The organism is Diaphorobacter sp. JS3051 (assembly GCF_015832135.1).
Lineage (GTDB): Bacteria > Pseudomonadota > Gammaproteobacteria > Burkholderiales > Burkholderiaceae_C > Diaphorobacter > Diaphorobacter nitroreducens.
Window position 1 is genome coordinate 465,797 of record NZ_CP065406.1, and the last position, 23,668, is coordinate 489,464.

17 protein-coding genes, 1 pseudogene and 1 riboswitch are annotated in these 23,668 nt (G+C 66.7%); of the genes and pseudogenes, 7 read left to right on the forward strand and 11 right to left on the reverse strand.

The window, feature by feature from the left end:
• Positions 1 to 200 precede the first annotated feature (200 nt).
• The 3 genes and pseudogenes from I3K84_RS02260 to I3K84_RS02270 form a co-directional block, all read left to right on the forward strand.
• Positions 201 to 455, forward strand: a pseudogene (locus tag I3K84_RS02260) (PAS domain-containing protein); the annotation flags it as partial.
• Positions 456 to 498: 43 nt separating this feature from the next.
• Positions 499 to 1,377 carry an alpha/beta fold hydrolase gene (locus I3K84_RS02265; RefSeq protein ID WP_196995416.1) on the forward strand — a complete coding sequence of 293 codons (879 nt, stop codon included), beginning with the start codon at positions 499 to 501 and terminating at the stop codon, positions 1,375 to 1,377.
• Between the two features lie 162 nt (positions 1,378 to 1,539).
• Positions 1,540 to 2,499, forward strand: a complete 960-nt coding sequence (locus tag I3K84_RS02270) for a rhodanese-like domain-containing protein (RefSeq protein WP_011804919.1) — start codon at positions 1,540 to 1,542, stop codon at positions 2,497 to 2,499.
• A 70-nt stretch (positions 2,500 to 2,569) separates the two neighbouring features.
• On the opposite strand, the gene I3K84_RS02275 is transcribed toward I3K84_RS02270, so the two are convergent.
• The 5 genes from I3K84_RS02275 to hemH all read right to left on the reverse strand — a co-directional run bounded on the left by I3K84_RS02275 (position 2,570) and on the right by hemH (position 8,560).
• Entirely contained in the window at positions 2,570 to 2,737 is a 168-nt protein-coding gene (locus tag I3K84_RS02275) for a hypothetical protein (RefSeq protein WP_011804920.1), read from the reverse strand.
• A gap of 19 nt (positions 2,738 to 2,756) precedes the next feature.
• Positions 2,757 to 3,854, reverse strand: a complete 1,098-nt coding sequence (locus tag I3K84_RS02280) for a YeeE/YedE thiosulfate transporter family protein (protein WP_011804921.1) — start codon at positions 3,852 to 3,854, stop codon at positions 2,757 to 2,759.
• Positions 3,855 to 3,961: 107 nt separating this feature from the next.
• On the reverse strand, positions 3,962 to 4,915 hold the full coding sequence (locus I3K84_RS02285; RefSeq protein ID WP_103737973.1) for a sulfurtransferase: 954 nt from the start codon (positions 4,913 to 4,915) through the stop codon (positions 3,962 to 3,964).
• A gap of 136 nt (positions 4,916 to 5,051) precedes the next feature.
• On the reverse strand, positions 5,052 to 7,505 hold the full coding sequence (locus I3K84_RS02290) for a Lon protease family protein (protein ID WP_196995417.1): 2,454 nt from the start codon (positions 7,503 to 7,505) through the stop codon (positions 5,052 to 5,054).
• A complete protein-coding gene (gene hemH / locus I3K84_RS02295) occupies positions 7,502 to 8,560 on the reverse strand; it encodes a ferrochelatase (protein WP_231403394.1) in 1,059 nt (352 codons plus the stop codon). Before hemH ends, I3K84_RS02290 begins: the two co-directional genes overlap by 4 nt.
• 39 nt (positions 8,561 to 8,599) lie before the next feature.
• Here hemH and I3K84_RS02300 point away from each other — a divergent pair, with 39 nt between their 5' ends.
• Positions 8,600 to 9,292, forward strand: a complete 693-nt coding sequence (locus I3K84_RS02300) for an HAD family hydrolase (protein WP_196995418.1) — start codon at positions 8,600 to 8,602, stop codon at positions 9,290 to 9,292.
• Between the two features lie 12 nt (positions 9,293 to 9,304).
• Here I3K84_RS02300 and I3K84_RS02305 read toward each other — a convergent pair whose 3' ends face one another.
• The 3 genes from I3K84_RS02305 to I3K84_RS02315 all read right to left on the reverse strand — a co-directional run bounded on the left by I3K84_RS02305 (position 9,305) and on the right by I3K84_RS02315 (position 14,525).
• On the reverse strand, positions 9,305 to 12,043 hold the full coding sequence (locus tag I3K84_RS02305) for a cation-transporting P-type ATPase (protein WP_196995419.1): 2,739 nt from the start codon (positions 12,041 to 12,043) through the stop codon (positions 9,305 to 9,307).
• Positions 12,044 to 12,390: 347 nt separating this feature from the next.
• On the reverse strand, positions 12,391 to 13,212 hold the full coding sequence (locus I3K84_RS02310; protein WP_196995420.1) for an alpha/beta fold hydrolase: 822 nt from the start codon (positions 13,210 to 13,212) through the stop codon (positions 12,391 to 12,393).
• Positions 13,212 to 14,525 carry an O-acetylhomoserine aminocarboxypropyltransferase gene (locus I3K84_RS02315; RefSeq protein ID WP_196995421.1) on the reverse strand — a complete coding sequence of 438 codons (1,314 nt, stop codon included), beginning with the start codon at positions 14,523 to 14,525 and terminating at the stop codon, positions 13,212 to 13,214. The genes I3K84_RS02310 and I3K84_RS02315 overlap by 1 nt, the downstream gene beginning before the upstream one ends.
• Before the next feature lie 98 nt (positions 14,526 to 14,623).
• Between I3K84_RS02315 and I3K84_RS02320 the strand changes: the two genes are divergently transcribed.
• Positions 14,624 to 15,079, forward strand: a complete 456-nt coding sequence (locus tag I3K84_RS02320) for a CBS domain-containing protein (protein WP_047351400.1) — start codon at positions 14,624 to 14,626, stop codon at positions 15,077 to 15,079.
• 93 nt (positions 15,080 to 15,172) lie between these two features.
• Complete coding sequence (gene aroC, locus I3K84_RS02325) at positions 15,173 to 16,273, forward strand: chorismate synthase (RefSeq protein WP_047351399.1); 1,101 nt, start codon at positions 15,173 to 15,175, stop codon at positions 16,271 to 16,273.
• Between the two features lie 76 nt (positions 16,274 to 16,349).
• Here the strand turns inward: aroC and nrdR are convergent, their stop codons facing one another.
• The 3 genes from nrdR to I3K84_RS02340 form a co-directional block, all read right to left on the reverse strand.
• Positions 16,350 to 16,799, reverse strand: coding sequence for a transcriptional regulator NrdR (nrdR, locus tag I3K84_RS02330; RefSeq protein ID WP_011804930.1), 450 nt, complete (start codon positions 16,797 to 16,799; stop codon positions 16,350 to 16,352).
• 12 nt (positions 16,800 to 16,811) lie between these two features.
• Positions 16,812 to 18,056 (reverse strand): serine hydroxymethyltransferase, encoded by a 1,245-nt coding sequence (gene glyA, locus I3K84_RS02335; RefSeq protein ID WP_196995422.1) that lies wholly within the window; start codon positions 18,054 to 18,056, stop codon positions 16,812 to 16,814.
• Between the two features lie 34 nt (positions 18,057 to 18,090).
• Positions 18,091 to 18,250: riboswitch (ZMP/ZTP riboswitch) on the reverse strand.
• A 43-nt stretch (positions 18,251 to 18,293) separates the two neighbouring features.
• Entirely contained in the window at positions 18,294 to 19,133 is an 840-nt protein-coding gene (locus I3K84_RS02340) for a lytic transglycosylase domain-containing protein (RefSeq protein ID WP_011804932.1), read from the reverse strand.
• Positions 19,134 to 19,664: 531 nt separating this feature from the next.
• On the opposite strand from I3K84_RS02340, the gene I3K84_RS02345 reads away from it, so the two are divergent.
• Positions 19,665 to 23,567, forward strand: coding sequence for a DUF748 domain-containing protein (locus tag I3K84_RS02345; RefSeq protein ID WP_231403395.1), 3,903 nt, complete (start codon positions 19,665 to 19,667; stop codon positions 23,565 to 23,567).
• Positions 23,568 to 23,668: the final 101 nt, after the last annotated feature.

Here is a 23,668-nt window from a genome sequence, read left to right on the forward strand (position 1 = left end):
CGCCGGCGCGCGCGCGGCCCTAGAAAGAGTGCGCCGGGTACCGCCGCGCAAGCGCAGCGCGGCCAGCGCCCGGGGGACGGCCGCCCCCGGGACCTCCCCACCAGAGAGCACGCTTGCACAGGCGCGGAGTATAGCTCTATGTTGAGAATGGTTCTTATTAATTTGCAATGCGCGTCGAACGCCGGCGTTACCATCCGACCATGCCCCTGCATACCGACGCCTCGCCCTTGCCGCTGGATGCGCAGGGCATCCTGGAACTGGCTGCGCGCTCCATGTTCCAGCTCTTTTCCACCATGAGCCAGGGCATGTTCCTCGTGGACCTGAGCGGACGCATCGTGTGGGTCAACGAGGGCTACCGCCGCTTCCTGCCCGACCTGGGCGTGCATTCGGTCCATGACTTCGTGGGCCGCATGGTGGAGGAGGTGATTCCCAACACCCAGATGCGCCAGGGTCTCGCCGCCCGCGGCGATCACACTCTCCCTGCACAAAGGCTGCACCATGTCCTTCGTCTCGCGCTACGTGCGCTGCGCCGGCTATGAAATCCACCTGACCGACTGGGGCGCGCCCGGCGCGCCGGTGGTGGTAGCCTGGCATGGCCTCGCACGCACCGGACGCGACATGGACGAGCTGGCCGCACACCTGGCGGCCCATGGCTGGCGCGTGTTGTGCCCCGACACCCTGGGTCGCGGCCTGAGCCAGTGGAGCCGTGATCCGCAGCGCGAATACACGCTGGCTTTCTATGCACGCGTTGTGGAGGAGCTGCTGGACCAGCTGGGTGTGCAGCGGGTGCAGTGGGTGGGTACGTCGATGGGCGGCGCCATCGGCACCGTGTGTGCCGCCGGCCTGCTGGCGCCGCGCCTGCACGGGCGCATCACGCACCTGGTGCTCAACGACAATGCCCCGCAGCTGGCCGGCCCCGCGCTGGAGCGCATCAAGGCCTATGCGGGCCAGCCGCCCCAGTTCGATACCGTGATGGAGCTGGAGGCCTTCTTTCGCCGCACCTACGCGCCGTTCGGCTGGCTCAGCGATGCGCAGTGGCTGCGCCTTACCGAGACCTCGCTGCGCCGCCTGTCCGATGGGCGCGTGACCCCGCACTACGACCCGGCCATGGTGCAGCAGTTCACGCGGCATGAGAACGACTATCTCGTCTGGCCGCACTACGACCGGCTCGACATTCCCGTGCTGTGCCTGCGCGGGGCCGAGTCCGACCTGGTGCTGCCCGCGGTGGTGCAGGAGATGCAGCGCCGGGGCCCGGGCGCACGCGGCTTGCTGGATGTGGTCGAGGTGCCGGGCTGCGGCCACGCGCCCGCGCTCAACGTGCCGCAGCAACTGGCCTGGGTGCAGCGTTTTTTGCAGGGCCAGCCCGCGCAGGGGTGAAGCGGCGCACGGCTTGCGCGGTGTGCCTGCATTGTTGCCATCCACGCAACGCAGTTTCCTTATTTCAGGTCTCACTCGGCGCAGCCGTTGCAGCTAGCATGTGAGGCTTGCATTGCCTGGGCGTCAGCGGCGACGCCGGCACGGCATGAAGGGAACCGCGACATGGGTTTTCTGGTGGATCTGATTCGCGAATACGGCCTAGGTGTCGTGTTCCTGAACGTGCTGATCGAGCAGCTGGGTGCGCCCATTCCCGCCTATCCAGTGCTGGTGGTCACCGGCGCGGTGGCGGGCGACGACTGGCAGCACGGCGCACGCATCGTGCTGTTGGCCGTGGCGGCCGCGCTCATTGCCGACCTGCTGTGGTACCAGGCCGGCAAATCCTACGGCCATCGTGTGCTGGGGCGCATCTGCCGCATTTCGCTGTCGCCTGATGCCTGCATCCGCCAGACGGAATCGCTCTACGGCCGCTGGGGCCCCAAGTCGCTGCTGATTGCCAAGTTCGTTCCAGGCTTTGCGTCGATCGCCAGCGCGCTTGCGGGTGTGGTGGGCACGCCGCGGTCGGTCTTCGTGCTGTACGACACGCTGGGCGCGTTGATCTGGGTGGGCTCGGCAGTGTTGCTGGGATCGCTGTTCAGCACCACGGTCGAGGACCTGCTGGCCGTGCTCACAGCGCTGGGCCAGGGGGGATTGGTATTGCTGGCGGTGGGCCTGGGCGTGTTCATTCTGCGCAAGTGGTGGCAGCGCCAGCGCACGGTGCGCTCGCTGAAGATGCCTCGCGTGTCGGTGCAAGAGTTGCGCGGCATGCAGGCCCAGGGGGCCATGCCCACGGTGATCGATGTGCGCACGGGTCAGGCCTACAGCGCGGGCCATATTCCCGGCGCCCAGGCGTGGGAGCTGCGCCCCCGGGACGCGGCAGCACCCCATGCCCATCTATTGCCGCACGACGCGCATCCGCACGGCGTGGTCATTTATTGCGACTGCCCGGCAGAGATATCGGCCGCCCGGCTGGCGCGCCAGCTACAGCGCGCAGGCTTTCCCAACGTGCGCCCGCTGCTGGGCGGGCTGCAGGCCTGGCAGGACGCAGGGTTCGAAGTGGCCAAGCCGTCTGCCGATACGCCCTGAGACCGCTCGCCGCGCCAAGCAACAAGGCCTCCGTGTGGAGGCCTTGTTGCGTTGTGCGCGGAGAAGGACGTCAGTCCGGCATGGAGCAGTGCCCGCCCGAGGCGGCCTTGCCCGAGCCGGCCGCGATCAGCGGCGCCTCGAAGCGCAGGTCCACCGGGGCGGAGTTGCTGTAGTCCCAGGCCAGGAAGGCGGCGAGCACGGCCCAGAAGGCCAGGCGCAGTGTGGTGTGTCGTGTCATGGCGTTGCGCTCCTCGTGTTCAGAAGCCGAAATGGCGGCGGATGCGCAGGCCGAAGATCGTGCCCGCGAAGGCCAGCGGCACCCAGATCCAGCCGTGGAGGCTGCCCGTGGAGATGCCCGACAGCATGGCGCCGACGTTGCAGCCGAAGGCCAGGCGCGAGCTGTACCCCAGCAGCAGGCCCGCGACCAGGGCCACGGCCCATTGCGTGCCTGTCAGCGCCTTGGCCGTGACCGGCTTGCCGGCCGACACCCACAGAGCGCCCCCGAGGATGCCGATGTTGGTGATGCTGGTCACGTCCAGCAGCACGGTCTCCTGCAGACGGGCGGCATTGCCGGGCTGGCTCCAGAACCAGTTGCCCGCCAGGTCCGCGGCACCGCTGGCCTGGGCGAGTTTTGCCGCCCACAGGCCAAAGCCGTACACCACACCCCAGGGCTGGCCGGCGATCACCAGGTTCAGCGTGGCCAGCAGCGCCAGCAGCACGGCGCCCACGATCCACCTGCGCACCAGCAGCGGCTGGGGTTGCGTGCCTTGCGGTCTCTGGGCACGGCGCGCATACCAGCGCACCGCCACCGCGACCACGGCCAGCACCGCCAGCGTGATCAACAGTGCCTGTTGCCAACCGAAGCGGGTGACCAAACCGACGGGCTGCGCGCGGCCGAGGTCCAGCCAGAAGCCCAGGTGCATCGAGCCCAGGAAACTGCCCAGCGCGAACAGCGGCAGGATCGCCGCGTTCATCGGAATGCCCAGGCCCGCCTTGTACAGCGTGCCGCTGCCGCAGCCGTCGGCAATCTGCATGCACAGCCCGAACACGAAGGCGCCGACCAGCAGGCTCACGCTGGGTGGGCCCAGGGCGGCCGTCAGTTCAGGGAAGTGGCCCAGCAGCGGCATGGCCAGTGCGGCGGCCAGTGCCAGCAGCAGCAGCTGGCCCATGACGCCGCTGGCGTCCTTGTCCTCGATGAGCATGCGCCAGCCGGTGGTGAAGCCAAAGCGCTGGCCGGCCAGCACCGCGCCCAGGCCCAGACCCACGGCGAACAGGGCCGCTTGCCGCACGGACACGGTCCACAGCAGCCAGCCCAAGAAAATGGCCAGCAGGGCCGCAAGAGGGAGTCGTTTCATGGAAGAGGGCCAGAGATTCAAAAAAGTGAGCTGCTAGCGCTTGCCTGGCAAGCGCTAGAGGCCGATTTGACTATGAAGCTGTCAGCTGCCCAGCGCAGTGGGCTGGCTTACTTGAGCTTGCGTTCCCACCACTGCTTGGCGTCGTAGGCCAGGGCCTCGGCGCGGGTGGGCTGGTTCGCCATCAGCGGCGGCTCCTGGGACTGGGTCCAGTCCACCATGGAGCCGGCATACAGCTTCACGCCGGGCAGGCCCGCCACTTCGGACAGGCCGAACCAGTCGGTGGCCGCCCAGTGGCCGGTATTGCAGAACGCGACCATGTCCTGGCCCTGTTCGCGCTTGACCTTGGCGGCGATCTGCCGGGCCGTCGCCGCATCCACGAAGGTGGAGGTGCCGGGAACGAACCACTGGTTGAAGTCCAGCTGCTGTGCGCCCGGCAGGGTGCCAGACACCTTGGCCGCGGGCGCACGCACCTTGCCCTGGTAGAAGGCATCGGGGCGCGAATCCACCAGTGCGGCGTTGCTCAGGCGAATGTGCTGGCCCACGTCCTCGCGCGTGGCCAGCAGGCGGGTGTCCAGCGTGGGCGTGTACTGGCTGGCCGCGACCTGTGGCACCTCGGCCGTCAACGGAAGCTGGGCTTGGCCCCAGGCCTTCATGCCGCCATTGAGGATGGAGAGTTCCTGGAGGCCCAGCAGTTTCAGCGTCCAGTACACGCGCGCCGCAGCGCCGAAATCCGTCGGGTCCGCGCCCGTGGAGACGACCACGGCATGCGTGGTGGGCGTGAGCCCCAGCGACTGCACCAGCGCGGTGAGCCGGGGCAGGTCGGGCAGTTCACCCGGGTTGCTGGCGGGGCCGCGCCACTTGCCGTAGGGGGCATTCACCGCACCCGGAATGTGCTGGGCGCCGTAGCTGGCGGGGTCGCGGATGTCGATCACGCGCGGCGGCGTGGCCTGCGTTGTCTGGGCCTTCAGTTCGGCGGGCGTCAGCAGTGGCTGGGCTGCCCACGCCGCAGGGGCCACATGGGCGGCCGTGGCGAATACCGCGAGGGCGAGCAGTTTTTTCATGGCGATCTCGAAAACAGTCGTTCAGGGAAGGGCGTCATTGTCCCGCGCCCTTGAGCCTCATCAACGACAGAATCGGATTGTTCTTATAGCCAATATGGATAAGCCAGGCCCGGCCCACCGCAACGCCGGGCGGTTTTCAAAGGCTGCCGCCGAGCCTGCGCGGCACGCGCCGCCGCCCCAGCGCCATGGCCTGCCATGCGCGGCGGTAGGCCAGCAGCGTACTTTCGGCGCGCGCCCGCACGCTGCCTTCCCACGGCTCGCCGGCGGTGAGGCCCGCGTGCGTGCCAGTGAGCAGCGCAATGCCCTCGCTGACGTGCTGCGCCGTATAGACGTGAAAGCGCCCCGCCGCGACCGCATCCACCACGGCGGGCGAGAGCATCAGGTGGCGCTGGTTGCGTGCCGGAATCAGCACGCCCTGCGTGCCGGTCAGGCCCGCGTGCGCGCACACGCGGAACCAGCCCTCGATCTTCTCGTTCAGCCCGCCCACGGGCAGCACCTCACCGTGCTGGTTGAGCGCGCCGGTAACCGCGATGTCCTGGCGCAGCGGCAGGCCGGACAGCGACGACAGCAGGGTATACAGCTCGGCGCAGGAGGCCGAGTCGCCCTCAATGCCGCTGTACTCCTGCTCCAGCACGATGGACGCGTTGAGCGCCAGCGGCGCCAGGTGTCCGAACAGCGCGCTGAAATAACTGTGCAGGATGAGCACGCCCTTGTCGTGGATCGGGCCGGACAGCTCGACCTCGCGCTCGATGTTGACCAGGCCTTCTTGGCCCGCATGCGTGCGCGCGGTGATGCGCACCGGAAAGCCGAAGCGGTAGTCGCCCAGGTCGATCTGCGTGAGCGCATTCAACTGGCCGACGCGCGTGCCGTCCAGCGTGATGAGCAACTCGCCCTCGGCAATCGATTCGTGCAATGCCTCCTCGGGGGCGTTGTGGCGCTGGCGCTTGGCGATCAGCGCGGCTTCCACGTCGGCCGCATCGGTCAGCGCCGCGCCGCGTGCCCGCGCCTGGGCCGCGCTTTCGAGCAGCAGGGCTTCCAGCAGGGAAAAGCGCGCGCTCTGGCGCGACTGGTCGTCAGCCTCGCGGTGGGTGAATTCCAGCAGGCGCGCCACGGCCGCGGCGCTGCAGTGCGGCAGGCCGCGGCGGGCGCACGCGCGTGCGATGAACACGGCGCTGGCGTAATGCGTCTGGGCGCTGGCGGTGAAGCGCTCGGCAAAATCCACCTTCACGCGAAAGCGCTGCGCCAGGTCTTCGTCGCCCTCCTGCAGCACGTAATACTCGACGGCGGTGCCGATCAGCACGAGCTTGACGTCCACATCCACGCCCTCGGGCTGCAGCGCCACTGTCGGCCCACCACCGCCATGGCTGGCGGCCGTGTCCTCGACCGCCAGGCGGCTGCAGCGCAGGAAGCGGCGCAGCCGCTCCCACAGCGGCGTATCGCCCAGCAGGTCGCGCAGGAACAGCATCAGGTAGCCGCCGTGCGCACGCAGCAGGCCGCCGGCGTGGATGCTGGAGAAATCGGCATACGGCGCGTCTTCCCCGGATTCGTACTGGATGTGGCCGAACAGGTTGCGCAGCTGCGGGTTGTCTTCGACCACCACTGGCGCGCCCTTCAGGGAAGCGTTGTCCACCGCCAGGTTCACCTGGCACAGCGCCAGCAGGTTGGCCAGTTGGTCGCGGCGCTCCTCTTCCTGCGGATCGTCGGGCTGCTCGCCTTCGTGAGGCACGAAGAGCTCAAGGTCGTCGAGCACCTCGCGCTGCACCTGGTCGAGCCAGCGTCCCAGCTTGACCGCGTCCTTGATCTGCTTGCGCAGGCCCTGGCGGATGTCGTCCAGACCGTGCGTCACCAGCGGGCCGGCGCTCTGGCGCAGAAGCTGCGCCAGCGCATCGTCGCGCGCGCGCTCCAGCGGGCGGGTCTGTTCCAGGAAGCGCACGATCTCCGCACGCAGTTCCTGCTCGGCCAGCTCGATGGCGGCGCGCTCGGGTGCGCCCAGCGCTGCGCCATCGGCCTCCGTCAGCGGCTCGCCGCCCGGGCCCAGCAGGGTGAACACCATCTGCCCTTGTTCACGCGACAGGCGAAACCGCCGTGCACGCGCGAAGTCGGCCAACTGGCTGAAGGCGCGCGCCTCGTCGCTCTGGTAGCGCTTGTGGATACGCTCGCGCTCGTTCTTCACGTCCGGCGCAGCCAGGCGCTTGGGGATCTCCGCCTCCAGCTGGCGGCTCCAGCTCGCCATCTGGTCGCGCAGCTGGCGCCCCTGGCCCGCGGGCAGGCGCAGGGCGCGTGGACGTTCGGGTGCGTCAAAGTCGTGCAGAAAGCACAGGTCCGGCGGCACGGGCCGGCTGGCGGCCGCTTCGTCCATGGCCTGGCGCATCAGGGAGGCACGGCCGCTGCCGACCTCGCCCAGCACGAACAGGTGGTAGTCGGGCTGCTGCATGGTCAGCCCGAACCGGGCCGCATCGAACGCGCGCTGCTGGCCGATCCACGGCAGGGGCTCGGCCACCAGCGCGCGCGTGTCGTCAAAGCCCAGGCTCTCGGGGCGGATGCTCAGGCGCAGCTGGCCGGGTGCGAGTGCCGTGCAGGGCGCGCTCATGGCGGGCTCCAGCCCGCCAGGTGCTGTTGTGCAATGCGGCTCAAGGCGGTGATCCAGGCGGGGTTGTCGTTCAGACAGGGGATGTAGCGGAAGTCCTGGCCGCCTGCGTGCAGGAAGGCCTCGCGTGCCTCCTGGTTGATCTCCTCCAGCGTTTCCAGGCAGTCACTGGTGAAGCCTGGGCACATCACGTCCACGCGGCGCGTGCCGCCCTGTGCCAGCGCCACCAGCGAGGGTTCGGTGTAGGGCTCCAGCCAGCGGGCCTTGCCAAAGCGCGACTGGAAGGTCAGCAGGTACCGGTCTTCGCCCAGCCCCAGCGCCTGCGCGAGCAGCCGGGCCGTGGTGCGGCATTGCTCCGCGTAGGGGTCGCCCAATCGCACATTGCGTTCGGGAATGCCGTGAAAACTCATCACCAGCTTGTCCGCCGGGCCGCCCTCGCGCTGCCAGTGCGCGCGCACCGACTGGGCCAGCGCGGCAATGTAGTCCGGGTGGTCGTGGTAGTCGTTCACGAAGCGCAGCTCGGGAAAGCAACGCGAGCGGCGCACCCACGCGGCCACGTCGTCGAACACGCTGGCGGTGGTCGTGGCCGAGTATTGCGGGTACAGCGGCAGCACCAGCACGCGGCGTACGCCGGCGTCCTGCAGCACCTGCAGCTGCGCACCAATGGCCGGCTGACCGTAGCGCATGGCGGGCAGTACACGCACCGGCTGGCCGGCCTCGCCCAGCCAGCCGCGCAGCATCACCGCCTGCTTGGCCGTCCATACGGCGAGTGGGGAGCCTTCTTCCGTCCAGATGCTGGCGTACTTGGCGGCCGACTTGGCCGGCCGCGTGCGCAGGATGATCCCGTACAGCAGAGGCAGCCACAGCGCCCGCGGAATTTCCACCACCCGCGGGTCGCCCAGGAACTGCGCCAGATAGCGGCGCAGCGCTGGTGCGGTGGGGGCGTCTGGCGTGCCCAGGTTGCTCAGCAGAATGGCGGTGCTTTCGCGTGCTGCGGCGGTCGGGATCGAAGAGGCTGAGGCCGTCTGGGCGGCATGGTGAGAAGGCGAGGCGGGCATGCGGTGATTGTGGCAAATGCCGGGCGGTATGCTCGGGCCATGCTCGATATTTCCCGCATCCGCGCCATCACTCTTGACCTGGATGACACCCTATGGCCTATCTGGCCCACCATTGCACGGGCTGAGGAGGTGCTGATCGAGTGGCTGCTCACGGTGGCGCCCGGCGCCTCGGCGCTGCTGGCGTCGCCCGACACGTCCCGCATGCTCCGTGCGCAGGTGGCGTCCGCCCATGCGCACCTATCGCACGACCTGACGGTGCTGCGCCGCGAGACCATCCGCGCAGCGCTGCGCCAGGCGGGCGAGGACGAGTCGCTCACGGACCAGGGGTTCGACGTGTTCTTCGCCGAGCGCCAGCGGGTGGAGCTGTTCGACGATGCGATAGCGGCGCTGGAATTCCTCTCGGCGCGCCACCCGGTGGTGGCGCTGTCCAATGGCAATGCGGACCTGCAGGCCATCGGCATCGGACGGTACTTTCGCGCCAGCATCAGCGCCCGCGAGTTCGGTATTGCCAAGCCCGACCCCCGCATCTTCCATGAGGCGGCGCGGGTGCTGGACCTGCCGCCCGCGGCCGTGCTGCACATAGGCGACGATGCCACGCTGGATGCGCATGGCGCGCTGGGCGCCGGCATGCAGGCGGCCTGGCTCAATCGGGGCGATGCGGCGTGGCCGCACGCGGTGGCGCCCCCTGCCACCGTGCGCGACCTGGCCGCGCTGTGCCGTCTGCTGGGGTAGGCGTGGTCCGTGTCAGCGATGGGCGCGGCGTGCGCGCCAGCGCCGCAGAGCCGCCTTCTCCAGTTCGGCCAGCGTGAAGACGGCCAGCCCGGCCAGCAGGACGCGCGACCATTCCTGCACAGACAGGTCCGTGGAGCCGAACACGGCCTGCATCCAGGGCAGGTGCACGAAGCCCAGTTGCAGCAGCGCACAGAGGGCGATGGTCAGCGGCACCTTGGGATTGCCCAGCAGGCCCTCGCGCGACAGCACGCTGCGCTCGATGTGCCGGCTGTTGAGCAGGTAGAACATCTCCATCACCACCACCGCGCTGACAGCCATGGTGCGCGCGGTTTCGATCGCAGCGCCGTTGGACAGCTCCCACAGGAACAGCCCGAGCGAAGCCGCCGCCATGCAAACCGCCACCATGAGCACACGCCACGCGAACAGGCCGGACAGCAGCTTTTCCTGCGGAGGCCGGGGAGGGCGGCGCATGACGTCGTCCTCCGCAGGCTCGAATGCCAGCGCCACGCCCAGCGTGCTGGACGTGACCAGATTGATCCACAGCACCTGCGCCGCGGTGAGCGGCAGCAGCAGGCCGAATGCGATGGCGGCAAACACGATCAGCGCCTCGCCCCCGTTGGTGGGCAGCATGAACAGGATGAACTTGCGCACGTTGTCGTAGATGCCCCGGCCCTCGCGCACCGCGTGGCCCAGCGTGGCGAAGTTGTCGTCGGTCAGCACCATGGCGGCCGCGTCCTTGGCGGCCTCGGTACCGTTCCTGCCCATGGCGACTCCCACGTCGGCGCGCTTGAGTGCGGGCGCGTCGTTCACGCCGTCGCCCGTCATGGCCACGACTTCTCCGCGGGACTGCAGGGCTTGCACCAGGCGCAGCTTGTGTTCGGGACTGGCACGGGCGAACACGTCCACGCTGGCCACCACGTCGCGCAAGGCGGCGTCGTCCAGCAGCTCGATCTCGGCGCCCGTGAGTGCGGGGCGGCCCAGGCCGATGCCCAGCTGCGCGCCAATCGCACGTGCGGTTTCGCCGTGGTCGCCGGTGATCATCTTCACGCGTACGCCCGCGGCCTGGCATTCGGCCACCGCGGCCACGGCCTCTGGGCGCGGCGGGTCCATGCTGCCCAGCAGCCCGAGCAGCGTGAAGCCGCCCTCCATGTCGGCGAACTGCAGCGCGTGCTGCTGCGCCGGCACGCGCTTGATGGCGATCGCCAGCACGCGCAGCGCCCGTGCCGCGCAGTCGTTGGCCGCGCGGCGCCAGTAGTCGTGCTGCAGCGGGGCATCGGTGCCCGCGCCATCGGCGGGCCACTGGCGCTGTGCGTTGCACATGTCCAGCACACGCTCGGGCGCTCCTTTCACCAGGATCACCGCATGCCCCGCGTGGTCGTGGTGCAGTGTGGCCATGAAGCGGTGCTCGGACTCGAACGGTATGGCGTCGATGCGCGGCTGGCGCGCATGCAGCGCCGTGGCGTCCAGGCCCGCCTTGAGCGCCAGGGTGACGAGCGCGCCCTCCGTCGGGTCGCCCGTCAGGCTCCAGCCCTGGGGACCGTCGTGCAGCGTGGCGTCGTTGCACAGCAGCGCCACCTGGGCCACGGACTGCAGGGCAGGGTGTTCTTGCGCAGTGATGGGCACGCCACCGATGAGGAAGCCCCCCTGCGGCGCATAGCCGCTGCCGGTCACCTCTATGACATGGTCGGCGGTCACCACGCGCTGCACGGTCATCTCGTTGCAAGTGAGGGTGCCGGTCTTGTCGGAGCAAATCACCGTGACAGCCCCCAGCGTTTCCACCGCCGGCAGGTGGCGGATGATGGCGTTGTGCTGCGCCATGCGCCGCACGCCCATGGCCAGGGTGATGGTCATGATGGCGGGCAGCCCCTCGGGGATGGCCGAGGCCGCCAGCGCCACGGCCATCATGAACATGTCCGCGGGTGCCTGAGCGCGCCAGAGCACGCCGATGGCGAACGTGGCGAGCACGAACAGCCCGATGGCCAGCGCCAGCCAGCGGCTGAACTGCGCGATCTGCCGCAGCAGCGGCGTGGTGCTCGCCTGCACCTGGGCCAATAGCGTGCTGATGCGCCCCAATTCACTGTTCGTGCCCGTGGCCACCACGGTGCCCAAAGCGGTGCCCGCGGCCACCAGCGTGCCGGAGTAGAGCATGCTGCGGCGGTCGCCCAAAGCGGCGTCGGCTGCCACGGTGGCTTCGTGCTTGTCGCAGGGCACGGACTCGCCCGTCAGCACGGCCTCGTCGGCGCGCAGGCTGCGGGCCGTGAGGATGCGCAGGTCCGCGGGCACCTTGTCGCCGGACGCGAGGATGACGATGTCGCCCGGCACGAGCTGGTCGGCGGCCACCAGTTGGCGCTCCCCCCCGCGCAGCACCGTGGCCTGGTGCGAGAGCATGTGGCGTATCGCGTCCAGCGCCGACTCGGCCTTGCCCTCCTGCAAGAAACCGATGATGGCGTTGACGATCACGGCCCCCAATAGCACCCCGGTGTCGATCCAGTGCGCCAGTGCCGCGGTGACCGCTGCGGCAGCGAGCATCACGTAGATCAGCACGTTGTGGAATTGCTGCAGCAGGCGCAGCCAGGCCGGTCGGCGCGGCGGCGCGGGCAGGCGGTTGGGGCCGAAGCGTGCCAGGCGCCGCGCCACCTCGGCATGCGCCAGGCCGTGGCGGTCGTCGGTTTGCAGCCGTCGCAGCGCTTCGCCAGCGGACAGCGCATGCCACGGGGTGCCGCGGGCATCGGTGGATGGGGGCAGGTGCATGCAGGGCGGGCGCCGGACGACGCGACTGGTCGGGTGAACCCAGTCTAGGTCCGCAGGCGCGGACCGTGCCAATGCCCCAGTGCCAGGCCGGGGAAAGTGGCCGCTATTGGCCTTCGATTGCTATTTAAACAATAGCTGACTGCGCTTGCCGCTTGGTCGTTTGATGCTGTTTTTGATATGCATCACGCGGCCAGTAAATGGTCGCCGCAGGCAAGCAGGGGCCAGTGCTTTGGATGTGGCAGGGGAAGTCACATCCCCCTCTGCCGAGGCGGCGGCGCCCGTCATCCATCGGGCAGGGGAGCGCTGCAGGGGATGCCCTGCACCGCCGGCCCTGCCGTGCAACGATCTCAGGCGGAGATGCGTCTTGCCAGGAAGTCGCGGATGGCGAACAGCGTTGCGTCCGGTGCTTCGGTCATCTGGTGGTGGCCCACCGGCAGATGGACGATCTGCACGTCCTTGCCCGCGGATCGCGCGGCCTGGATCAACCCCTGCGCGGCCTTGGGCGCGGTCATTTGGTCTTGCGTGCCCAAGGCAAACAGCACGGGGCACTGCACCGCTGCGATGGCCTGTTCGCCGTTGGCGTAGCTGTCGCACGCCACGAAGCCGCGGTGGAACACATTGACCTGCGGGTTACTGCGCAGCACCTTGCGGCCCAGCGCCATGCCCGCGCCGTACACCCAGAAGCCCGCGCCTGAGGGGGGCGCGAGGGTGCTGCGCGAGAACACGTTGACCATGCGCAGCGCCTGCTCGGGGTCGGTCTGCGATGCCTCGATGAGCGCGGGCGACACCTTCATCGGATAGGCCGTACCCACCAGCACCAGATGGCTCACGCGCCCGCCCAGGCGTGCGGCGGCCTCCAGCGCGATCAACGAGCCCCAGCTATGGCCCACCAGCGCGGCGCGCTGGATGGACAGTGCGTCGAGCAGGGCGCCCACGAAGTCGGCCGCCTGCTCCACGCTTGCAGGGGCATTGCCCGCGCTTTTGCTGTGGCCGGGCAGGTCGACGGCCAGCACGTTCCAGCCATGGTTGGCCATGTAGCGGCTTTGCAGCGCCCAGACGCTGTGGTCGTTGAGCACGCCGTGGATGAACACCACGGTGGGCTTGGCGGCATCGAAGGGCTTGCCGCCGGTGTAGCAGTAGGTCTGTGCGCCGTTGACTTGCACGTACATCACGCACCCGCCTTTCCCGCTGGCTTCTCCGCAGCCTTGAGTGCCCGCTTGAGGTCGTCGATCAGGTCGTCGGCATCTTCCAGTCCGATCGACAGGCGGATCGTGCCCTGGCTGATGCCGCCCGCGGCGAGCGCTTCGTCGCTCATGCGGAAGTGCGTGGTGGAGGCGGGGTGGATCACCAGGCTGCGGCAGTCACCCACATTGGCCAGGTGGCTGAAGAGCTTGAGCGTCTCGATGAACGTCTTGCCCTGCTCGCGGTTGCCCTTGAGGTCGAAGCTGAACACCGAGCCCGCGCCGCGCGGCAGCAGGCGCTGCGCGAGCTGGTGGCTGGGGTGGGACTCGAGCAGCGGGTGGCCCACGCGCTCGACGAATGGGTGGCTGGCCAGGAACTGCACCACCTTCTCGGTATTGCGCATATGGCGTTCCATGCGCAGCGGTAGGGTTTCGATGCCCTGCAGGATCAGCCAGGCGGTGTGCGGGCTCATGCAGGCGCCGAAGTCGCGCAGGCCCTCGCGGCGAGCGCGCAGCAGGAAGGCGCCCACGGTGCTCTCCTCGGTGAACACCATGTTGTGAAAGCCGTCGTAGGGCTGGGTCAGCTCGGGGAAGCGGCCGGAGCCTTCCCAGTCGAAGCTGCCGCCATCGACCACGATGCCGCCGATCACCGTGCCATGGCCTGAGAGGAACTTGGTGGCCGAGTGGTACACCAGGTCCGCGCCATGCTCGAAGGGCTTGATGAGCCACGGCGAGGTGAGGGTGGAGTCCACCAGCAGGGGCACGCCAGCTTCATGCGCAATGTCCGCGACCGTGGGGATGTCCAACACCTCCAGCCCGGGGTTGCCTACGGTTTCGCCAAAGAACAGCTTGGTGTTGGGGCGGATGGCGGCGCGCCAGCCGTCGATGTCGCCGGGCTTCACGAAGGTGGTGTCAATGCCGAAGCGGCGCAGCGTGTAGTGCAGCAGGTTCTGGCTGCCGCCATACAGCGCCGTGCTGGCCACGATGTGGCTGCCTGCGCCCATCAATGTGGCAATCGCCAGGTGCAGCGCGGCCTGCCCGCTGGCCACGGCAATCGCCCCCACGCCGCCCTCCAGCGCTGCCACGCGCTGCTCCAGCACCGCGTTGGTGGGGTTGCTCAGGCGGCTGTACACATGGCCCGGGCGCTCCAGGTTGAACAGGGCCGCCGCATGGTCGCTCGACTCGAAGACGAACGAGGTGCTCAGGTGGATCGGCACGGCGCGCGCACCTGTGGCGGGGTCCGGCTGCGCGCCGGCGTGCAGGGCCAGCGTGTCGAAGCCGGGGTCGGAATATCCGGGCATTCATGTCTCCAAAGTGGTGAATTTGTGCGCCATTGTGGGCTATATTTATTCGCTATCGGGCTGCATGCAGCGCCTGCAGAACCCTTCGGAGACTCCCCATGAAAGTCAGCGACATCCTGCGCCTCAAAGGCAACACCCTCTACACCGTGCATCCCGACGAGCCGCTGGCCCGCGCCGTGGATGCCATGGCCGAGAAGGACATCGGCTCGCTGGTCGTGATGGAACATGGCGACCTGGTGGGCATGCTCACCTTCCGCGAGGTGATCCAGGCGCTGACGAAAAATGGTGGCGGCGTGGGCACCATGCTGGTGCGTACCGCCATGGACGACGCGCCGCTGACCTGCACCCTGGAGACCGACATGGACGAGGTGCGCCGCATGATGCTGGGCCGCCACGCGCGCTACATGCCCGTGATGGACAAGCGCATGCTGATGGGCGTGGTCAGCTTCTACGACGTGGCCAAGGCCGTGGTGGACAGCCAGAATTTCGAGAACAAGCTGCTCAAGGCCTACATCCGCGACTGGCCGCAGGAAGAATCGCGGCCGGCCAACTGATTTGGTGATCAAAATAGCTGCCAGCGCTTGTCAATCAAGCGCTGGCAGCTATTTTTTTGGTAGTAACAGTGGCTCGGGGATAATCGCACCCCTATGAGCGGCAACACACTCGGTACCCTTTTTTGCGTCACCAACTTTGGTGAATCCCATGGCCCCGCCATCGGCTGCGTGATCGACGGCTGCCCGCCCGGCATGGAACTGTCCGAGGCCGACATTCAGGCCGACCTGGACCGCCGCCGCCCCGGCACCAGCCGCCATGTGACGCAGCGCAACGAGCCGGATGCGGTGGAAATCCTCTCGGGCGTATATGAGGGCAAGACCACCGGCACGCCCATCGCGCTGCTGATCCGCAACACCGACCAGCGCAGCAAGGACTACGGCAACATCGCGCAGAGCTTCCGCCCGGGGCATGCCGACTATGCCTACTGGCACAAGTACGGCCTGCGCGACCCGCGCGGCGGCGGCCGTTCGTCTGCGCGCCTCACGGCACCCACCGTAGCCGCCGGCGCGGTGGCCAAGAAATGGCTGGCCGAGAAATACGGCACCCGCTTTCGTGCCTGCATGACCCAACTGGGCGAACTGCCCATCCCGTTCGAGAGCTGGGAGCATGTGCCGCACAACCCCTTCTTCGCACCGGTGGCCGACGTGCAGGCCTACGAGGACTACATGGACGCGCTGCGCAAGTCCGGCGACTCCTGCGGCGCGCGCATTCGTGTGCAAGCTACCGGTGTGCCCGTGGGACTGGGCGAGCCGCTGTACGACAAGCTGGACGCCGACATCGCCCATGTGATGATGGGCCTGAACGCGGTGAAGGGTGTGGAGATCGGTGCCGGCTTTGCCAGCGTGGCCCAGCGCGGCACCACGCACGGCGATTCGCTCACGCCCACGGGCTTCGCCAGCAACAACGCGGGTGGCGTGCTGGGCGGCATCAGCACCGGGCAGGACATCGAGGTGTCGCTGGCCATCAAGCCCACCAGTTCCATCATCAGCCCGCGCGAGTCCATCGACATCCACGGCCAGAGTACCGAGGTGATCACGAAGGGGCGCCACGACCCCTGCGTGGGCATCCGCGCCGCGCCGATCGCCGAGGCGTTGCTTGCATTGGTCATCATGGACCATGCGCTGCGCCACCGTGCGCAATGCGGCGACGTGGTGCAGGCCGTGGCTCCGATTCCGGCAGTCCGCCTGGGGTGATGGTAAAAAACGGCTGTAGCGCCCGCCCAGTGGGCGCTGCCAGCTATCAATAGAAGAGCAATGGGAGAGCTGCGGCTTACTTGCGGACTTCGTCCACCAGCGCACGGAACTCGTCGATGTCCTCAAAGCTGCGGTACACGCTGGCGTAGCGCACATAGGCCACCTTGTCGAGCTTCTTCAGCTCGCGCATGACCAGCTCGCCGATGCGGCTGGACAGAATCTCGCGCTGCCCCAGGTTGAGCAGCTTTTCCTCGATGCGCTCGATGGCCGAGTCGATCTGCACTGTGCTCACCGGGCGCTTGCGCAGCGCCAGCTTGAACGATCCCAGCAGTTTCTCGCGGTCGTATTCGACGCGGCGGCCGTCCTTCTTGACAACCGTGGGGAAGTTGACTTCCGGTCGTTCGTAGGTCGTGAAGCGCTTGTCGCAGGCGCCGCACTGGCGCCTGCGGCGGATGAAGTCCCCGTCCTCGGAGACGCGGGTCTCGACGACCTGGGTCTCCTGATGGCTGCAAAAGGGGCACTTCATCGCGGCGGTCGATCAGCGATAGACCGGGAAGCGGCTGGTCAGCGCGTGCACCTTGGCGCGCACGGCTTCCAGGTTCGCCTCGTCATGCGGATTGTCCAGCACGTCGGCCACCAGGTTGGCCGTGAGGCGCGTTTCCTCTTCCTTGAAACCCCGTGTCGTGATGGCGGGCGTGCCCACGCGAATGCCGCTGGTGACCATCGGCTTTTCGGGATCGCTGGGGATCGCGTTCTTGTTGATCGTGATATGGGCCTTGCCCAGGGCTGCCTCGGCCTCCTTGCCGGTGATGCCCTTGGCGCGAAGGTCCACCAGCATCACGTGGCTTTCGGTGCGACCGCTCACGATGCGCAGTCCGCGCTGGATCAGCGTTTCCGCGAACACCTTGGCGTTCTTGGTCACCTGCTGCTGATACTGCTTGAACTCGGGCGACAGGGCTTCCTTGAAGGCCACGGCCTTGGCGGCGATGACGTGCTCCAGCGGGCCGCCCTGCAGGCCGGGGAAGATGGCGCTGTTGATGGCCTTCTCGTGCTCGGCCTTCATCAGAATGATGCCGCCGCGTGGGCCGCGCAGGCTCTTGTGCGTGGTGGAGGTCACCACGTCCGCAAACGGCACCGGGTTGGGGTACTCGCCCGCGACGACCAGGCCGGCATAGTGGGCAATGTCCACCCAGAAGATGGCGCCGACTTCCTTGGCGATCTTCGCGAAGCGCTCGAAGTCGATGCGCAGGGCGTAGGCGGAGGCGCCGGCGATGATCAGCTTGGGCTTGTGCTCGCGGGCCTTGGCTTCCAGCGCGTCGTAGTCGATCTCTTCCTTGTCGTTCAGTCCGTAGGAGACTACGTTGAACCACTTGCCGCTCATGTTCAGCGGCATGCCGTGCGTGAGGTGGCCGCCCTCGGCCAGGCTCATGCCCAGAATGGTGTCGCCGGGCTTCAGGAAGGCCATCAGCACAGCCTGGTTGGCCTGCGAACCCGAGTTGGGCTGCACATTGGCCGCTTCGGCGCCGAAGAGTTGCTTGATGCGGTCGATGGCCAACTGCTCGATCACGTCCACGTTCTCGCAGCCGCCGTAGTAGCGCTTGCCAGGGTAGCCTTCGGCGTACTTGTTGGTGAGCTGCGAGCCCTGAGCGGCCATCACGGCGGGCGAGGCGTAGTTCTCGCTGGCGATCAGCTCGATGTGCTCTTCCTGGCGGCGGTCTTCGGCCTGGATGGCGGCCCACACCTCGGGATCGGTTTGTTCGACAAGAATATTGCGTTGGTACATGGCAGTCCGATGAACTAAGTGTCCCTTGGCAATCAAGGGCTGCCCAGGCGAACGACGGATCGCTGCGGGGCTGGTGCCTGCCGCGCGGCACGCTCCCCAGTGGTTTGCAGAAAAACGCTGTTTCCTGCCGGTGTCCACGTCAGCGGCGGTGTCCCGGAAGACCTCCGCGCCTATCGCCAGTTGCGTGCCCTGCTAGTGTAGCTGAGCACGCCCTTCATCAATGCCAGAGTAGGCCCTTCAGAGGCCGCTCAGCAGGGCCACCTTCTCGCCAGTGGCAGGGGTTGCAGGTGCGGCTTCCGGTGTGGCAGGAGCCTTGGTGGACAGGAGAGGTGGATTCACGGGGCCGGCGGGAGAAACGCCCGTGCGACCATTGGCGACCTGGCGCAGCCGGAAATGCTCCGCCAGTACCTTGGCGGCGTAGCCCCCGTCGTCAGGCAAGTTGGCTGCGCCGACGTAGTAACGCAGCCCGCCCTCCAGCGAGCCGGCGCGCGCGATGCACTCCTGCAGCACCTTCACGCCGACGCGCAGGTTGGCCACGGGATCGAATGCCGCCAGGTGCCCACCAAAGCCTTCGTACTTGTCGGTATGCACGCGCGTCATCACCTGCATCAAGCCTTGCGCACCTACCGGGCTTTGTGCAAACGGGTTGAAGCTCGATTCCACGGCCATGACGGCCAGGATCAAGGTGGGATCCAGCTTGGTCCGCGCGCCGATTTCATACGCCTCGGTGACCAGTGCCGCCAGCGGTTCGGGCGCCACGCGGTACTTCTTGCTGAGCCAGTAGGCCACGGCAGCCTGTTCCCGCGGCAACTCCTTGGGGTTGAGCGCTACTGCCCGCTCGCTTGCGGCAGGCTCCATAGGGAAGCCCACTACGGCTTCCTGGCGGGCCTGCAGCCAGCCCATGAGTTCTTCTTCTCCTGCCTGGCGCAGGTCCGGGCGTGCCGTAAGTGTGATCACGCCAAAGACGACGCCCAGCCCGAGCAGGGCGAAGCCGCTGTGTGTCACTTCCAGAAAACCGTTGATCACATCGCCCGCAAACGTGCGGACGCCGGCAATCACATTTCCTGACGCTGTCATAGCTTTCCTTTCTAAGTCGGCTCCTGAGCGAAGAGCACTGTCGTGGTTGCTCAGGAGTCCGGTCCTGCCAGACGGTGGGGTCTGGGTGGGTATGCCGTTCAGTCCGTTTAGGCGCGTTAGGCCCAGGGGAATCTGTTGACTGTCGTAGCCGAAATCTGTAGCGGCTAGGGTTTTTACTAGGCCTTGGTTGAGGGCTGGCGGATTCTAGGAGGTCTCCAAATTCAAGGTCAACACTAACATTTGAATTTTTTAGAACAAAAAGTTCTGTTCAATCTGTGGGAAAGCACAGATTTTTCACGCATGTCCTTTTTAAGAAGGGTCTGTGCGCTAGCAATTCGACTGCTTAATGAAACAGTCAATTGCATGAAATTTTTCATTGCTAAAAGCTGTTGGAAGACGCGCTCGGATTTGCTATCTTTGAGGCGCCTGAACGACTCAGGCATCCGCCAAACGGGGCGATCAGCGCGATGAATGGCAGACAGTGCCGCATCACATGAGATCTCCTCCAAGGCAACCCCTGGAGGCAATCCCTTGCCTCCTGCGCTTGAGACGATCCTCTCCCAAGCGCAAAAAGATGGCGAAAGACCGTTGTGTCAGCCGTCAAGCCCGGTGTACGAAGAAGTTCGACACCGGGCTTTCTTTTTTTTTTTGCGTTTTTTTACCTGCCTGCGTCAGCGCGGGAACGGTCCCATTGCGTTGGTAGCTCAACAGAATAGGTGCCGCGTGCTGCAAGCCATCAAGAACAACCCCTGGATTCGTCGATTTGCATGGTTGGTGCTGTGCTGGGGCGGCGCGTGGCTGCTCGGTTGGCTGGTGGTCCCTCCGCTGGCGCAGTCGCAGATTGAAAGGCATGCGAGTGAAGCGCTGGGGCGCAAGCTGACGGTCGAACGGGTGGAGTTTTTGCCCTGGACTTTGGAGGCCACTTTGCACGGCGTAGCCCTGGCGTCAAAGGATGGCAGTTCAGAGCAGGTACGGGTGGGCCGCATCTATATAGACGCTGACTTGCAATCCCTTTGGCGGGGCGCTCCAGTGATCGATGCGCTGCAGGTAGACGACCCGGTAGTTCGTGTCACGCAATTGGCCCCAGGGGTTTATGACGTGGACGACTTGCTCGCGCTCATGGCGGCGAAGCCGCAGGGCGAGAAATCAGCCACGGAGCCGGCACATTTCGCGCTCTTCAATATCGCATTGAAGGGTGGTGTCGTCGAATTCGATGACCGTACGGTGGAGGTGGTGCACACGTTGCGCCGCGTGGAACTGGACGTTCCTTTCCTGAGCAGTTTTTCTGCGGACCGCGAGGTCAAGGTGAGGCCCCGCCTGGCGTTTGAGCTCAACGGCAGCACCTTTGATACCTCAGCGATGGCCACTCCCTTTACGGACACCAGGGAAGCCGAGGTTCGCCTGCATATTGAGAATTTCGACCTGGCCCCCTTCGGTCGCTACCTGCCGCCCAGCGTGCCGGTGCGGCTCAAGGCGGGGCGATTGGACGGGGATGTTCAACTAGGGTTCGAGCAACGGGAGACCCCTCGACTGCTGATTTCCGGGGATGTGCAACTGAGCGGGGTACATGCCACCGATGCGCAGGAGCAGCCTTTGCTGCAATTCGAGGAAATGCGTGCCGTATTCAAGGAGACGGAGCCCCTGCGGCGCAGGATCAACATCGATCTGCTGGAGTGGCGCGGCGCGCGTGCACATGTACGCCGAAACGAGGCGGGTGAAGTAAATCTTGCGGGATTGCCACGGGCCGAGAGGGACGAGCACCCAGCGCCACAGACAAAGGAGTCTGCGGAGCCCTGGCGTGTTTATATCGCCAGGGTGGGTTTGCGGGATGGCTTCATCCAATGGACCGATGCCAGCCTGCCGCGGGGGACCGCCGCGTGGGAGGTGGAAGACCTGCAGGTAGAAGCGTCGTCCATTGCCTTGCCGCTGGAACAGCCCATGCAACTGCGTGCGAGTGCTTCCCTCAGGCAGTCTGCGGCCGCCGGCAGCAGCGAATCCGCGCGATTGGCTGTACTGGGCCAGGTGAGCGCCTCGCAGGCGCAGGCCGCCCTTTCCATCAAGGGCCTGCCGCTGTCCATCGCTGCGCCCTATCTGGCGGGCGTGCTGCAACCCCGCGTGGAAGGTTCCGTGGATGCGGACCTGGGAATAGCACGGCATGGCGATGTCGTGCTGGCGAAGGTGGCTGCGTTGTCCGTGGATAAGTTGGCGCTGCGTTGCGCCTCCAAGGAACAATGCGTTCCACTGCAGAGCGCAGGAATCAAGGACGCGCCTGCGGATTTACTGGCCGCGTGGAGCCGGCTGGAAGCGGGCAATGCCTGGATACGCTGGCCCCAACGCGCCGTATCGGTAGAGCGGATTTCGTTGCAGAGGCCGCGCCTGCTGCTGTCGCGCACTCGCACGGGGGAATGGATGTTTGAACAGTGGGGCGTGTCGCACCCGGGGGTGACGGGGCCCAACGCGGACGCTCCAAAGGCTGCGGGTCTTCCCTGGTCCATGGGGCTGGCTTCCCTGGAGATCGATGGCGCAGCAGTGGCTTTGCGCGACGCGGTAGCGCAGAGCGCCGTAGCGCTGAATGTGTTCGATCTGCAACTGCACGCGCGGGATTTCGCTTATGCGGACGGGCGGGTCACTCCCACGGCATTGCGCCTGGAAGGCCGGGTGGGTGCAGGGAGGACCGAACCCGGGCGATTGCGCTACGAGGGCTCGGTGGCGATGGCGCCCGTTCTGACGGCGCAGGGCAAGGTACACGCCCAACACCTGCCGTTGCACGCGCTGGAGCCCTATGTAGGGCAGCAGCTTAACGTCGACATCCTCCGTGCCGATGGGGGCTTCGACGGAGACGTGCGCTATGTCCAGGGGAATGCCGGCGCCACTGTTTCAGTCAAGGGGGATGTGTCGCTGGACGAGGTGCGCGTGCGCGCCAAGGCTGGCTTGGACATGCCTGAGGAGACGAAGGCCGGCGAGCGGAGCGTAGGTGCGCGGGGCGTAGGCGCGCGGGGCGAGGATCTGCTGCGCTGGAAATCCCTGGCGTTGCGCGGGGTGGCGATGAATTTGCAGCCAGACCAGCCTGTGTCTCTGGATGTGAAGGAAACGGCGCTCAGCGATTTCTTCGCACGGATCATCGTGCAGGAAGACGGCCGCATCAATTTGCAGGATATTCGCAAGGCTTCGGCAGCGGAAGACGCGGTTGCGGCATCGAACGCTGCAGCCGTCGCTCCGGCAGCGGCCCCTTCGGCTCCGCAGATCCGCTTTGGTCCCGTGGCGCTGACCAATGGGTCGGTGCGTTTCACGGATTACTTCATCAAACCCAACTACTCTGCCGACCTGAGTGCGCTCACGGGCGGGTTGAGCGCATTTTCCTCGGTGTCGCCGGAGGCGGGGGCAGCGCCGCAGATGGCCGACCTGGAATTGCGCGGTCGCGCCCAGGGGACGGCGTCACTGGAAGTCACCGGCCGCATCAACCCGCTGGTCAAGCCCCTGGCGCTGGATATTCAGGGGCGCATGCGTGACCTTGAGTTGCCCCCGTTGTCGCCTTACAGCATCAAGTACGCGGGTCATGGGATAGAGAAGGGCAAGCTCAGCATGGACGTGGCGTACAAGATCTTGCCCGATGGGCAGCTCATCGCCACCAACAAGCTGGTATTGAACCAACTGGCGTTTGGGGAACCCGTGGAGGGCGCGTCCGCCAGTCTGCCCGTGCGGCTGGCGACGGCCCTGCTGGCGGACCGCAATGGGATCATCGACGTGGATCTGCCCATCAGCGGCTCCCTCAACGACCCCGAATTCCGTCTGGGAGCGGTCATCCTGAAGGTCATCGGCAACCTCATCATGAAAGCGATCACCGCCCCCTTTTCCCTGTTGGCTGGCGCTTTCAGCGACGCGGGCGAGCAGGGTGCGGTTCTCTTCGCGCTGGGCAGTGCAGAACTGGATGAGAAGGCCCGACAGCAACTGGACAAAATCGCCAACGAACTGAACAACCGCCCCGCACTGAAGGTCACGGTCGTGGGTTGGGCACAGCCCGACGCCGAGCAGCTGGCATGGAAACGCCAGCGCTTGCGAGACATGGCCGAGGCGCAAAAGCGCAGGGCAGCCATCCGTGCGGGTGAACCTGCGGACAGCATCGCACCGCTCACTGAGGAGGAATACCCTGCGCTGCTGAAGGAGTTGTATCGCCGGTCCGACATCCGCAAACCGCGCAACTTCGTCGGTCTGGCGAAGGACGTACCCGTTGCAGAGATGGAGGCCCTGCTGATGCACAACCTGACAGTTCCGGACAACGCCATGGCGGATCTGGCCTTGGCGCGAGGGGTGGCCGTGCGGGACTATCTGGCGCAACAGCAAGTCCCGCTTGAACGTTTGTTCGTAGGCGCAAGCAAGCTGCAGCCGGGGGGGAGGGCGATGCGCCATCGCGGCCGAAGGCAGAGCTTTCTTTGAATGCCCAGTGAGGGGCGCGCGGGATTTTGTAACCTCACAGGGTGCGGCTACCGGTACAGTACCGTTCGAATGCGAGCACGGTTCCCGCGCCATCCCGTCTA

Excerpts from the sequence above, each read along its gene's own strand:
- I3K84_RS02265 (WP_196995416.1), top strand. The coding sequence starts at position 499 with ATGTCCTTCGTCTCGCGCTACGTGCGCTGCGCCGGCTATGAAATCCAC.
- I3K84_RS02270 (WP_011804919.1), top strand. The coding sequence starts at position 1,540 with ATGGGTTTTCTGGTGGATCTGATTCGCGAATACGGCCTAGGTGTCGTG.
- I3K84_RS02275 (WP_011804920.1), bottom strand. The coding sequence starts at position 2,737 with ATGACACGACACACCACACTGCGCCTGGCCTTCTGGGCCGTGCTCGCC.
- I3K84_RS02280 (WP_011804921.1), bottom strand. The coding sequence starts at position 3,854 with ATGAAACGACTCCCTCTTGCGGCCCTGCTGGCCATTTTCTTGGGCTGG.
- I3K84_RS02285 (WP_103737973.1), bottom strand. The coding sequence starts at position 4,915 with ATGAAAAAACTGCTCGCCCTCGCGGTATTCGCCACGGCCGCCCATGTG.
- I3K84_RS02290 (WP_196995417.1), bottom strand. The coding sequence starts at position 7,505 with ATGAGCGCGCCCTGCACGGCACTCGCACCCGGCCAGCTGCGCCTGAGC.
- hemH (WP_231403394.1), bottom strand. The coding sequence starts at position 8,560 with ATGCCCGCCTCGCCTTCTCACCATGCCGCCCAGACGGCCTCAGCCTCT.
- I3K84_RS02300 (WP_196995418.1), top strand. The coding sequence starts at position 8,600 with ATGCTCGATATTTCCCGCATCCGCGCCATCACTCTTGACCTGGATGAC.
- I3K84_RS02305 (WP_196995419.1), bottom strand. The coding sequence starts at position 12,043 with ATGCACCTGCCCCCATCCACCGATGCCCGCGGCACCCCGTGGCATGCG.
- I3K84_RS02310 (WP_196995420.1), bottom strand. The coding sequence starts at position 13,212 with ATGTACGTGCAAGTCAACGGCGCACAGACCTACTGCTACACCGGCGGC.
- I3K84_RS02315 (WP_196995421.1), bottom strand. The coding sequence starts at position 14,525 with ATGCCCGGATATTCCGACCCCGGCTTCGACACGCTGGCCCTGCACGCC.
- I3K84_RS02320 (WP_047351400.1), top strand. The coding sequence starts at position 14,624 with ATGAAAGTCAGCGACATCCTGCGCCTCAAAGGCAACACCCTCTACACC.
- aroC (WP_047351399.1), top strand. The coding sequence starts at position 15,173 with ATGAGCGGCAACACACTCGGTACCCTTTTTTGCGTCACCAACTTTGGT.
- nrdR (WP_011804930.1), bottom strand. The coding sequence starts at position 16,799 with ATGAAGTGCCCCTTTTGCAGCCATCAGGAGACCCAGGTCGTCGAGACC.
- glyA (WP_196995422.1), bottom strand. The coding sequence starts at position 18,056 with ATGTACCAACGCAATATTCTTGTCGAACAAACCGATCCCGAGGTGTGG.
- I3K84_RS02340 (WP_011804932.1), bottom strand. The coding sequence starts at position 19,133 with ATGACAGCGTCAGGAAATGTGATTGCCGGCGTCCGCACGTTTGCGGGC.